Raw genomic sequence first — 13,477 nt, 5'->3', positions numbered from 1 at the left:
GTTTTAGTTTGGTTAGCTTTAGGGGTTTCCAGCAATTCAAGTAGTATTGGATAGGTTCTATCCTATCTCTACATATAAGTTTCCCTATATGCTGACTATTTTAGCTACTAACTCATGACTAAAGTCACGAGTGTGCGTAGCTATTTTTTAATCAAGTATTACCTTATTTTCTTTTTTATCTACTAAAGTATTAAGTACTATATCTTGTTTAGATTTAAAAGGTTCAATATTTATAATGCTTTCATAATCAAAAATATTTATTGTATCTGGATAAGGAAGTTTATCTTCTAATCCAAATTCCACTACAAAACCATTTTTTTCTTTATTATCTGTTGATGCTTCATTCCAAAATGATTGTTCTGTTAACATACTTAAAACTTCTTTTTCACTTTCTGAATCTATTTTCACTAAATAACCTTTATTACCTAAAAACTCTTGTTTACTTGATTCTTCCTTAGCATCTTCTAAACTAATTCCTTTTGAAGAAATAAATTTATAGTAATGATTATTTTCATAATTATATATAATATCTTCAGCATCATTATTACTAAGTCTTATGTTAAATTTAAACATTTTACTATTACTATGTTCAATTTTAATTGAGTGAATTAAATCCTCAACCTCTTTAATAGAAAATTCATTATTTAAATTTATACTTCTATCTGTAGTAACTTTTTCAACACCATTTAAAGTATAATGAAGTTTCATTTCACTATTAAATTCATCGCTAAAATACATCTTAATTCCATTTACTTTTTCATTTGCTTTAGAATCTATTTTTGCATTAGGAAATTGCGTAAATTTACTTGTTGTTAATAGTTCTCCAACATTAAGTTTTAAGTTTATATTCTTTATTATGTTTATTTTTCTGATATATTCTGTAGTTTGCCCCTTGCTATCAATAACACTATATTCTACAATCCAATTTCCTAGAATACTTGTATCAATTTCAGATACGACTTCTCCTGTAGGAGACATAATTTTAGTATTAATTTTGCCAGTTAAGTCTCCATCTATTTCATCATTTGCACTTACTCCTTTATTTATATCTATTTTGCTATTTACTTTTAAAGAATTATCTCCAGGTGCATTTATAACAGGAGGTTCATCTACAAATAGACCCAGTATCGAAATTGTTTTTATATCACTAATATTACCTGTATTATCTACAGAAGCCACATGCAGATAATTCTCATCAATTAATTCTCTAAATGGTATAAAACCATTACTTTTATTTTTTAATTCAGTTGGTGTTGTGGAACTATTATTTACCTCATAAATAAACTCCTTAAAATCACTTTGTACATTTATATTCTCAACATTAGATGTCCCTATTCTATTTCCCTCTTTATCAATTGCATTTATATAATATGAGTATTCTGTTCCTAAATCATCTGATTCTAATTGTATTCCTTTTTTCACCCCTTCTAATTGTATTTCATGTTTTGGAACTAAAGGAGCTGCTGAATCTTTTATATTATAATCATCTATTTCATTAATATCTGATGTCACACTCTTAGATAAGGTCCAATTCTTATCATCTTTTTTCTTAATGTAAATGTTGTAAGCATATGCTTCTAAATCACTACTCCATTTTAAATTTGCTTTTTCTAAGTTATCTGCTAGAAAAACTTTTAAATTTATATCAGGCTTAATTTTAACAGAACTTGAAACTTTATCTAGAAAAGCAATTTTTCTTACATTTGCACTTCCCCAGCCATTAGCAACTGAATAAGATATTGAAATTTTATCATAATAGTCTCTTTGTATATCAATTTCTCTAGTAGACAAATGGTCATATCCCGATGGTATAAAGCTTCCAACATCTGTCCATATACCATTTTTTAACCCTTTAATCATAAATTTATTATCTACTCCACTTGTTTTTGTTAAACTTATAGTACTAATCTTCAAATGAGAATTAAATGTTATTGTTGCAGTACTTCCAGTATTTCCACAGTACCAACCACTTCCATTTAGGGCTTGTGGTTTATCAGATGTTGTTCCGATTGGAATATAGCCATTTTCTGCTAAAGTAATATTTAAATTATATTCTAAATTACTATCACATTTAATTTTTAGTGTATTTAGCACTTCGTCTAATTCATTTTGGTTAGAAATTGATATAGATAAATTATTTTGCTTTTTAGTATATTCAGTATCATTTAATTTATATTTTATTTCTATATCATTACTGAAACCTTTATCAAAGTTTAGATTTAGACTACCTGCTCTATATAGTGAACCCTTTGCATTTGGGAATATTACATTTCCATTTCCATCATTCTCATATTCTCCTAAAATCAATTCTAGATTACCTTGAGCTTGAGGAATACTATAATTTTTTGTTATTGTAATTGGCTTACCTAATAGATTAATAGAAAATTCGCAACCTTCATATTCATTATAATTTATAGTAAAACTCTTTAAAAATTCATCTAAAGTATCTTGAGTTAAATCTTCAATAACTATTTCTTTTCCATTTTTTGTTATTTCTTCACCATTTAAAATATAATTAAACTCTATATCAGTTTTTGATAAAATACTAAAATCAGCCTTCTCCTGAACTCTGCCTGTTGCATCTTTAAATGTTATTTTCCCATTAGAATATTCCATTTTTCCCATATCTAATTTATCATCTGCAATGATCCCTACTTCTTTTTGTATTTTTTCACCATTTTTTAAGTCAAGTGAAAAAGATACTTTTAAATTGGAGGTATTATTATGACTTACTTTTAAACTATTTAATACCTCTTTTAATTCTTCATTATTCGTAACTGTTATAGATACTTTATTTTCTTTTGAAGATTTATTAATTTTATTCAAAGTGTAAGATGTTAATAAATCTTTATTATAACCTTCTATGAATTCTATATCTAATGTAGATTCATTACCTATATTACCAGTTGTATTAGGAAAAGTTATATTTCCATGACCATCGCTAATATACTCATTTATATCTAATCTAGACTCATCTGTATCTATTTTTGTAGTACCTATTTTTTCTTCAGTGATTAAAAATTCAAGATTTGCAATGTGTGACCATGCTGCACCATAAGAACATAACTCTAACTCCTTATAATACCCTTCTGTTAAATCTACTTGTTGCATAGTTGTATTACTAGCAGTATCAGCAATAGTAGTCCATTTATCCTCAAACGTTTTAGCCCTTACACGTAAATTATTTGTAGAATAAAATTTCATTGCAGATAACTGAACATCATCTATTCCTGATATACGAATTGAATCATTATACCCACCAGAATTCCAAGAACTTCCACTTCCAGCAAAAGCCATTTGTGGTGTATTTAGTCCATATGAGTTTCCAGTCGCAATTGCACTATCTGGAACTCCCCAAAAAGGTTTTTTATTTTCCAATAAACTTATTTCTAATGAACATCCATTTAGTTTGCTAAAAGTAATTTCTAAGCTTTTTAATACTTCTTCTAATTCTTCTTGTGTATTTATATATATATCTAGATTTTGATTATTATTTACTATTTCCTTTTCATTTAGAGTGTATTTTATAGAAGTATCTTGTTTATCTAAATTGTTAAATATGAAGTTTAATCTGCAACTTGTAAATATACTTCCATTTGCATTAGGGAAAGTAATTTTGTTATTTGTTATTTCATATTTACCCATGTTTAACTCATTGTCATTTTTAATTATGTCAAGTTTAATGTCTTTATTAATATCACTGTATCTTAGATACAGATTTCGCATATCTAAGGTAGAGCTACTAGTAAATTTTATTTCATCATAGTAACCAGATGTTAAATCTATCATTTCAAATTCATTAGACTTATGTGTTCCAATATTTGCCCACTTTCCATTTTTTAATCCTTTTATAGTTATTTGAGCGTTTCCATTTAAAAATGCCACACCATTTAGATAGATGTCTTTTGTATTTTTTAAAGTTAAAGTATTACTTAAATCACTTATAAAATAACTATTGCTACCAGAAAATACATTTTGGGCTGTGTGTGCATTATCATATGCACCACCTTCTGCTATAATTTCTTCTGGTACATTTTCTATAGAATTATTATTATTTGTTATTAATGAAATATTCACATTATTTTCAGTCTTATTATCATGGTAAATTTTCATATTTTCTAGTATTTCATTTAACTCAGTTTCATCATTTATATCTATTTCACAGTTCCCTTTTTTTTCAATAGTTTGCTTATTCTGGATATAAGATACTTTATTTTTATCACTATCCTTTTCAAAATTTATTAAAAGTTTTACTTCATTTCCTTTAACATTAAAATCTTTAAATGATACACTCCCATCTTCATTAACAATTTTGCTTCCCAAATCTAAACTACATATGCTTGAATTATAGTTTATTTTTTCTTCTACACTCCCATCATTAAATTCAATTTCATTAATTATACAAGAATCTATGCCAGAATGTTTTTGTTTTATAATTATTCCATCATATGTATCTGCTTCTACATTTATTTTTTTCTTACCATTAATTTCTGCCGAATCAGTTGTACTATTCCCTATAGTTTTCCAAGCATTATCTTTTAAACCTTCTATTGTAAAATTTTTATTTGCTTTTATAAGTACATTTTCTATATATGTTTTATCTTCAAACAAAATAGTAAATGTGCTATCATTTGTATTTATAGCACCATAAAAAGTATCATTATTTGCATCTATCGCTCGTTCTGGTTTATATAATCGAGACGGTTTACCTTCTATACTTTTAAAGATAGGTAATCCTCCTAATAAAACGCTAAAGCCTAATTTTTTATTACCATTTGTATTTATTTTTAAACTTTTTAGTACTTCATCTAACTCGGTTTGATTTTTTATAGGCATTTTCACATTTTTACCAGTAATACTTTTTTCTTGTGAATCTAATGTATATAAGACAGTCACATCATTATACGCATTTCTATTGAAATCCAATCTTAAATAAGTTGCTTCTTTAAATTTACCTGAGGCATTAGGAAAACGTAAAATACCATCCTCATTTTTATATTCTCCCATATCAAGTGAGAAACTTTCATTTTGCAAAGTATTCTTATAAATTGGTTTATCAGCAAAAACATTAATATTATTAGGTGTAATGTTTAAGCAAGTTGAGCTTGCAATTATTGTAGATAGTAGTGCTGAAATTATTTTTTTATTATACATAAACACCATCCCCTCATAATTTTTTATATAAAACAATCAACTTTACTTCTTTCAGACTTACTTTTTTCTCCACTAAAAAAACGACTTAAAAAGTCGTTTTCATTCTTATTTTCTATTCCGATTTTTATATTTTGTAATTTTTTTAGTTCACAAGTGTTTTGTAACTCTTGTATCAACTTCTCATGTTTCATACTTTCATTTAAAAAAAATTTCCTCATAAATTAATCCTCCTTATTATTTATACAAATTTATCTTAAAAATATTATACTATTGCTTTTTTCACTGTATTTGAATAACTTAATATGCCATTGTCATAAAATACTGGGGTTGCATATCCATCATCATATACTGTAAACATTATCTCTTTTTTACTCTTTCTATTAAAAAAAGATACTATTGTTATATCTTCATTAATATATTCCAAATCTGATAAGTTCCAATTTTCAATAGGAAATTGTTCTTCTATGCACCTCTCCAAACAGAGTTCTAGTTTTTCTATATGTATTAGTTTTTTTTCACTATAGTTACAACTTAATTTATCATAGTATTTAGAACTAAATATCCTAGATGACAATTCTTTTACAGTTAAATCCACCTCAACCTTTAAGTCTTTAGACTCCTCTTTATACATAACACCTCTTTTTCTAATTGTTGTATATAAATAGTCTACATTTGTATCTTCATATATTGCTTTTTTAATTAGATTTCTAGGATATTGTACTCCATCAATTAATATATATGGAATCACATCATCTCTGTATACACCAAACACTAGGTTTTTCTTTTCTTTTTTATTATAAAATGATAATTTTAGTAATTTATCTCTTGCTGATGAAGCATCTACTAATATCCAATCTTCTATATTAAATTTTTCTTCTATGCATCTTTCTATACAAAGCTCTAATGCTCTATTGCAAATTTTAATTTCCGCTTCCATTTCAGTATCTTTAAAATTTTCTAAATCAAAATACCAATTTATGTTATCTACTTTTTTTGCTATATATTTTATACTTTTATTAACATTACTTTCATAGCACATAATATTTTCACTCCTTTATCAATTAAGTATTACACTCTTAAAAGATTTCATCTCAATTTGTACTCTACCAACCTATTATTTCTTTTATAATAGTTGTTATTTCATACATCCATTCATCACTATCAAATTCAATTTGTTCACATTTCAAGGTATTTCTAGTCCTTGTATATAGAAACTTCTTTGAGGAGTAACTATGCTCATCAATATATAAGATTAAACTTAGATATATGCTTCTTGTCTTTTCTTTTTGTTGTATTAATTTTAATAACTCTTGTTCACTTCTTCTAGTAATTACAAACATTAAAATAGAATATTCTTCTGCTAAAATTTTTAATTTTTCATAATCTATACTATCTTGAAATTCTGTAGCATCTATACATATAATTTCATCTTCTCTATCATTAATTATTGCTTTCAGTAAATTCTCTAATGAATAAAAAGATAGTGTATCATTATTAATCTTAAGCTGAAACTCATTATATTCTCCATCAAACTTATAATTAATGGCTATATTATCTCCTGATTCTTCCATATTATCTTTAGTTAAAAACAAAACTTGTTTATCAGTTGGAAGATTTTTTATTATAGATAAAACAAGCTTCTTGTTTCCACAACAAATATTACCTTCGACTGAAATCATCATTCCTATATTTTTAGTTTCCATATTGTCCTCCATAAAATATTTATTATCAAAAAACAAATCATAAATCGTACAATTTAATTTTTTGTTTTTTCCTTTGATAATATATAAATGAAATTAAGTAAAAAAATAAGTAGGATAAACCCACTTATTTTTTTACTTAATTTTATTAGGTATTTCTATATTATGCTTTTCTAATACCTCCATATATTGTGCTTTAAATTCTTCATTATTAGCTAGTAAATCACCTAGCCCATAATGAAAGATTCCTTTTGGAAGCTTTCTATATAATTTCTCTAATACTAATATCTCATTTTCTTCTATGCCAAGCTTCATTATAATACCTTTCATAGCATACCAGTATTTGTTTGCATCATTTGGTAAATAAGTTTTACTATATGTTTTCTCTTCAAACATTATATTTCTCATTGACTTAAAATAATCATAATTATACATAAATTCAACCATGTTATAAGGAACAAAACCATAATAATATATGTCTGATGACATCCATATCAAATGTAAAAATTCTTCAACTTCTTTTTGAGGTATTATATTTTCTTCAAGCAACTTCTTAGCACATATCCAGACACTATATTCACCTCCTTCTTCTAAAAATACGTCTTCATCTACCCCTGGAGAAACTCTAAACATGTCCGTTATCCATTCTGTCCAAATCTTTCTAGCAAGAGCTTTATCTGATAAATAAATTGATACTTGTTCAGGATGATAGCTTATAAATTCAATAAATAAATCTTTGTCTTTTTTTACAAAATTCATCATAGCATCTCTCAAAATTTCGCTTTTTGAACGAATAATACAGTCCCAAAAATCATGCTTAGGATTTTCAGGATTAAATACCCAAGCTTTGTTATTTTCTTTAAACATGTTATATATATCACTTAATAGTATCTGAAGTTCTCCTATTTTAACTGAAGATAGTATACTGTCAACTATATAATTTAAATCCTTGCCTGGTTCAGTATACCTTATATCATAATGATTTCTTATTTTATCTAATAGTCCTGATTTTCCTCCATTAATAACAAATTTATTATAATTTGATTCTATAAATAGCCAAAATGACTCTATATGAGGATAGCTTATAATCTCTCCCTTTGCGTGAGCACAATCATTTCTTATACTTCTCCAGTAATCATATTTTTTTCTAATATCATCATCTATTAAAAAGATGTTATCAGGTTTTGTTCTATTAACTGTATTAAATACTTCTGTATCCCAACTATTATCATCTTGAACTTTTTCTATTATTTGCTTCCAGAGATTATCCTTTATATTATCTGGCTTATTATGAGATATAACAATTCTATTTCTTAACTCATGTTGAAAACCTAGATAGGTCATTATAAATGAAGCTCTATATGCTCCAATCTTATAGCATAAAACTCCTTCATTAAATAACTTCAATGTCTCCCCTTTAACATCATTTATTTCACACCATTTTTCAAACTCAAGTTTCAATTAATTCATCCCTCTCTTACTAAAACATAATATTTGTTTAATATTATATTATCATAAGTTTTATTGAATAAAATAACACTTATACTCTCAAGAGTTTCTTTTAGTCCTATACAACCAGTTTTACATTTGTAATATCCAGTTTCACATATCCACTTGTAAAAATTATTAATCCAAAGTATCATAATATTGTGAATTAATATTATATAGGAACATATAAGCATATTTAAACAATTAAATTTAATGGCTGGTATTATTATTTTTATTTATTGGGGGGATATATTGTGTTTGGAAATAAGGCAGATGAATGTATTCATATAATGACTGCATATATAGCAAGTATAAGAGAATACTATCTATTTATTGATACTCAGATGGAAAGCTTTATAAAAAAATATGGTGAACAAGTGGTAGAGTTTTGCTTGCACAGAGTAATGCTTTTGTTATGTAACTGTGGACTAGCATAAAACATAAATATTTTAAAAAAAGAGCTTTAATTATATAAATAATATATAAACAGAAGTAGAGAACTCTAATACATAAAGTTCTCTTTTCTGTTTTTTAAATATATTTAATTCTATTTTAAAAAATTAATCTTTAAGTGGCCCTATATGCCAATCTTGAAATAGATTTCCTTTTATTGTCATGGCATTATTAACATTTGCTCTTAATTCACCTACAGGTGTCCATACATCCATTACTTGCCCATAAACATTATATGCTCCATCTTTATACCAAATAGGTGTAAAATGAGCTTTTTGATTATATGTAGAATACTTATTATTTTTTAGTTCAAATTTAGAGCTTAAACCAGTTTGAATCTTTTGTAACACTCTGTTGTACGTTTCATATTTAAATTCAGGATATAAAGTATTTACATTCTGAGCACCAGTAAAACTGGTTTCAGGAGCATCATAATTCATTTTTGAATCTACATTTACATTAAACCCATACCCCGATTTCATTTCTTTTCTATCAGATTTAGAAGTAGGTACTTTTGAGTCTGCTTTAATTTGCATATCAGCTGTCAAAGAAACATTGTAACTTAACCATTTCCACTCATACCAACCTTCATCAACCCATTCTCCTCCTCCATCACCATCAGAATAATATACCCAATGTGAAACCCAGTAACAATCCCATTCGCCATAAGTAGCACTAGTTTTTACATATGGATTAGGTAAATTTGAAGTTTTAAAATTATCATTCCTGTCTTTTGCTTTTGGATCTGGTGGAGCTTTTTCTTCTAAATCAACTATATTTGCGGTTATAGTTGCTTTGTCCGTTGTCGCATTTGAACTTACTTTAATGATTATTTTTTCAGGTGTTTTTGGAGTATGCCATTTAACCCAAGCATATTGCTCTCCCCCACCTTTTGGAAGATATATATTGTTCATTGAATAATCTTTTCCTTTAATATTAAAAATCACTTTAACTGGATTTTTAGGTGTACGATTAGATCCTTTTATCTTAATTGAAGTTATGACATCTGTATCTGTTCTATATTCATAATCATTTTGATTTCCTTCATCTGGCTTAGACGGTTCTTCTGGATTAGGTGGTTTTACTGGAGGAATTACAACTTCATTATCTTCTTCTGGCTCATTATTAAAGTATACTATACCTAGACCTAGCATTTTAATTATTGTATCATCATCCTTGGCTTTTGCTTTATCTGTATCTGAAATACCTTTCCAAGCTTTGAAACCTAAATCATCATTTTCTAAAAACATAGAAAGAGGTAAGTTTTTATGTGATACACTTGCTAATTTATTTCTTAGTTTATTTCCACCAAGCTTTTTATTATATAATGCAGTCTCTGTGGCTGTCATAGCCATTTTATTTCCATTGAATGTAAAATATGCTATAGGTTCTAGAAGCAATTTATATTCACCACTTGTCATATCCTCAAAATCTATATCAGCTTTCTCAGCAATTATTTTTTGTACTCCAATATTACAAAAATATTTTTTTATTTTATTTATATCACTTTTTCCATATTTATTACTTGAAATAATAACAGGTAACTTTTGATTTGGATTTGTATATTCATATTTTGCAGAAGAAAGAGCTAATTGTTTTCCATTTCTATATTCTATCTTACTGTTCTTTCCAAAATGAAATTTTACTTTGGGATTTCTATTAGTCAAATCTATAGTTTTACCAACTCTTTTTTGATTTTCTACATTAATTATTGTTACTCTTACACCTTCATCACCTGCAGACCATTTATTTTGTGATGTTCCTCCACTACCTGTCCCTCCTCCTCCACTTCCATCCATATTCCCACCACCATCAGCAAAAGAAACTACTATAGAAACAAACATCAAACTTACACAAATAAATATAATCATAAATCTTCTTTTCATGTTTATTCACCTCCCTATAATCTTTCCAAATAAAAAATGACCCATTAATTAGGTCATTTCTTTTTAATTTATATTATTTTTATATTTTACATATTTCCTGAAGGTGTTTCCCAATCTTCTTTTGGTGCATATCCATCTTCGCCTTGACTTTCAGTTGGATTTTGAGGTCCAAATCCAGGTACATCTACAACATCTTTATTTGGATCAAGTTTATTTGTTTCTTGTTCTCCATTTACTGCATTTAAAACCTCTTTTAATACTTTATCATTTAAACTACCAATTGATGTAATCTTCTTAGCATCATACAATATTTCTTTTTTACTACCTTTATCAACTAAAACGATAGGAATACTTTTTGATATTGTCGAACCAACAAGTGAGTATATTAAATCTGTACCACTAGCTACATAAAATTCTTTAGTAGTATCATAGAAATAAGTTATAACTTCTGCATTAGTATCATATCTATCAATCCCACCTATTCTTATGGATTTAGTAGCTTTCCTCAATTCGTCACTTATACTTGAATTACCTCCTATAGCAAAACATTTCATACCATTCATGTCAAAAGGTATACTTTTTCCATCAGTTAATATTATAGGAGATTTTTCTTTAACGGCAACTTGAGAAATACTCATTGCATCTGGTTCTCCTTTATATCCATTTGTTATCATAACTTTTTCTATCTTAATCTTACTATTTATTTCTTTAGCTACATTGTAACTTGTTTTTATTCTATCTTCTCCACTGATTCTATGAATTTCTATATTTTTAGATTCAAGAATCTTTTCTACTTCCTTACTTACAGAACTTTCCCCACCAACTATGTAAACTTTTTTGGCTTTATTCAATCTTTCTAATGTTGAACTTGGAATGCTATTCTTATTAGTTAATAATATTGGTGCATTCTCTACACCTGCTAATCCACTTGCAGATAAACCATCTGCTAGGGTGTCATCTGAATTTATAATAATTGCTGTTGTATAATTCTGTTTATCTGCAATAAGAGCTGCTGTTTCATATTTATCTTTCCCCTGTATTTTATTTATAGATGACAATGCGAATATACTAGATGAATTGGTCATAAATATCATTATTGATATTCCTAATGCTAACAATTTCTTACTAAATTTCATAATTATTCCCCCTCTTATAATTACTACATACTTCCAGATACATGATTCCAATCCTCTTCTGATGCATAGCCATTATCACCTTGGCTTTCTGTTGGTTTACTAGGCCCAAATCCTGGTACATCAATCAATCCATCATCTTTGTCCAATGGCTTTTCTTGATTATTTGAATTATTCTCAGGCTTACTAGGTTTGTTTGATTTATTGTCTTCAGAATCGTTAGCAACCTCTGGATTAACTAACTTATTATTATTTGAAACTTTTGGCTTTGGTTTATTTTTTTTCTGAACATCTTCCTTGGTAGGTCTATTGTTTTTAATTGTATTATTGTTAGTTATATTATCTATATTCTTAGCTTTATCCTTTTTCTCAGAATCTTTTCTATCTTTTTCTTCTTGTATAGTATTTGCATTATCTCTTAAATCAATAGTTGGAACATTTACACTTCTATTTTTCAAGTTATCATTATTAGAAGTTTGATTATTTTCTGTTTTATTAGAACTTAATTGTGAAACTTTAGATACCTTTTTGCCCAGTGTACTTATACTAAAAATTCCAGCACATCCAATTACAATACAAGCTATAACTAAGATAGACAGCTTATGCTTTCTTATTATCTTTAAAAATTTCATATATTTCACTCCTTTTTGATTTAATTCATAGGAGTGATTACTTATTATATCTAGATGATAATCCATTTTTTACCATAAGTCAATAACTCCTAATATAATAATTCACTCCTAGCGTTAATAATTCACTCTTAACGTTATTTTTTAACTTCTAAGGTGAATAATTCACTCCTATTGATATTTTCATTTATAATAAGTATAATTAATTTATGATTAATAATTGGAGGAGATTTCAAATGATTAGAATAAAAATATCAGAATTGCTTGGTAAATATAAAATGTCTAGAATAGAACTAAGTGAAAAAACTGGTATTAGACCCAGTACAATTACTGCTCTTTACAATGAAACGATTAAAAGAATTGATATTGATATGTTAGATAAACTTTGTGATGTATTTGATTGCAATATAGAGGACATAATTGAACATGTAAAAAATGTCGATTAATGTTATAATAATAATTAAGAAACTATATTCAAATATACATATTATAATGGTTTTAGCATCTTTCTTAAATAGAAAGGTGCATTTTTTTGTATGTCTTTTATTAAATAATAGCTTAGATAAAACGATTGAAAGTTGTACAAAGTTTTAAAAATATATTTAACTAGGACTCTTGTTAGTATCTAATTTTTCGTTTTTAGGATTAAATAAGAAAGATATGATGTAAAATTGTATCAAACTCAAATTTTTGTGATATAATAAAAGCAAGAAGAATTACAATCTATTTTGCTGTAGAGTGGAGTTCTTTAAAAAATGTTTATTTTTTGAGTCTAAATGTAAATTTAAACTCAACTCTTAGGTCACTCTTTCGCGTAGAGTGGCCTTTTACTTTTGTAAATATTTTGCCAAGTAAGCAAAATATTAAACTGGCAATAACACCAGCGGAAATATTAAGTAAAAATTCGTTCATACCTACACCTCCTTTCTTTCGGAGGTTATTTCTTTTGTTTGTATGAACTCCACTCTATAGATTATATATTTTTCTTCTTGCTAAAAATATTATACCATTTCTTGCCATGAACACCTAATTAT

Annotated in this window: 11 protein-coding genes; 2 read left to right on the top strand and 9 right to left on the bottom strand. The window is 26.8% G+C overall.

The genetic code is table 11. From position 1 onward, the window contains the following. Positions 1 to 147: 147 nt before the first annotated feature. The 5 genes from KGF50_RS08560 to KGF50_RS08540 form a co-directional block, all read right to left on the bottom strand. Positions 148 to 5,154, bottom strand: a complete 5,007-nt coding sequence (locus tag KGF50_RS08560) for a hypothetical protein (protein ID WP_227847671.1) — start codon at positions 5,152 to 5,154, stop codon at positions 148 to 150. A gap of 23 nt (positions 5,155 to 5,177) precedes the next feature. Further along, complete coding sequence (locus KGF50_RS08555) at positions 5,178 to 5,372, bottom strand: hypothetical protein (protein WP_227847670.1); 195 nt, start codon at positions 5,370 to 5,372, stop codon at positions 5,178 to 5,180. A gap of 44 nt (positions 5,373 to 5,416) precedes the next feature. Then, the gene (locus tag KGF50_RS08550; protein WP_227847669.1) at positions 5,417 to 6,193 is read right to left on the bottom strand and encodes a hypothetical protein; all 777 of its coding nucleotides are present in this window, start codon (positions 6,191 to 6,193) and stop codon (positions 5,417 to 5,419) included. 64 nt (positions 6,194 to 6,257) lie between these two features. After that, positions 6,258 to 6,857: a hypothetical protein gene (locus tag KGF50_RS08545; protein ID WP_227847668.1), complete on the bottom strand. Its 600-nt coding sequence runs from the start codon at positions 6,855 to 6,857 to the stop codon at positions 6,258 to 6,260. A 132-nt stretch (positions 6,858 to 6,989) separates the two neighbouring features. Continuing rightward, a complete protein-coding gene (locus KGF50_RS08540) occupies positions 6,990 to 8,315 on the bottom strand; it encodes a hypothetical protein (RefSeq protein WP_227847667.1) in 1,326 nt (441 codons plus the stop codon). Between the two features lie 281 nt (positions 8,316 to 8,596). Here KGF50_RS08540 and KGF50_RS08535 point away from each other — a divergent pair, with 281 nt between their 5' ends. After that, on the top strand, positions 8,597 to 8,779 hold the full coding sequence (locus tag KGF50_RS08535; protein WP_227847666.1) for a hypothetical protein: 183 nt from the start codon (positions 8,597 to 8,599) through the stop codon (positions 8,777 to 8,779). Between the two features lie 123 nt (positions 8,780 to 8,902). Here KGF50_RS08535 and KGF50_RS08530 read toward each other — a convergent pair whose 3' ends face one another. From KGF50_RS08530 to KGF50_RS08520, 3 genes are all read right to left on the bottom strand, one after another. Beyond that, positions 8,903 to 10,681, bottom strand: a complete 1,779-nt coding sequence (locus tag KGF50_RS08530) for a hypothetical protein (protein WP_227847665.1) — start codon at positions 10,679 to 10,681, stop codon at positions 8,903 to 8,905. Positions 10,682 to 10,767: 86 nt separating this feature from the next. Further along, positions 10,768 to 11,817 carry a cell wall-binding repeat-containing protein gene (locus KGF50_RS08525; RefSeq protein ID WP_285894665.1) on the bottom strand — a complete coding sequence of 350 codons (1,050 nt, stop codon included), beginning with the start codon at positions 11,815 to 11,817 and terminating at the stop codon, positions 10,768 to 10,770. A 23-nt stretch (positions 11,818 to 11,840) separates the two neighbouring features. Then, a complete protein-coding gene (locus KGF50_RS08520; protein ID WP_227847664.1) occupies positions 11,841 to 12,446 on the bottom strand; it encodes a hypothetical protein in 606 nt (201 codons plus the stop codon). Positions 12,447 to 12,679: 233 nt separating this feature from the next. Between KGF50_RS08520 and KGF50_RS08515 the strand changes: the two genes are divergently transcribed. Next, positions 12,680 to 12,889, top strand: coding sequence for a helix-turn-helix domain-containing protein (locus tag KGF50_RS08515; RefSeq protein WP_227847663.1), 210 nt, complete (start codon positions 12,680 to 12,682; stop codon positions 12,887 to 12,889). 313 nt (positions 12,890 to 13,202) lie between these two features. On the opposite strand, the gene KGF50_RS08510 is transcribed toward KGF50_RS08515, so the two are convergent. Beyond that, positions 13,203 to 13,355 (bottom strand): type I toxin-antitoxin system toxin, encoded by a 153-nt coding sequence (locus KGF50_RS08510; protein ID WP_227847662.1) that lies wholly within the window; start codon positions 13,353 to 13,355, stop codon positions 13,203 to 13,205. Positions 13,356 to 13,477 lie beyond the last annotated feature (122 nt).

Origin of the sequence: Clostridioides sp. ZZV15-6598, from assembly GCF_020657705.1 — a bacterium.
Classification (GTDB): Bacteria; Bacillota; Clostridia; order Peptostreptococcales; family Peptostreptococcaceae; genus Clostridioides; species Clostridioides difficile_F.
Note: the sequence above shows the minus strand (reverse complement) of the source record. Positions and strands in the feature narration are given on the sequence as shown.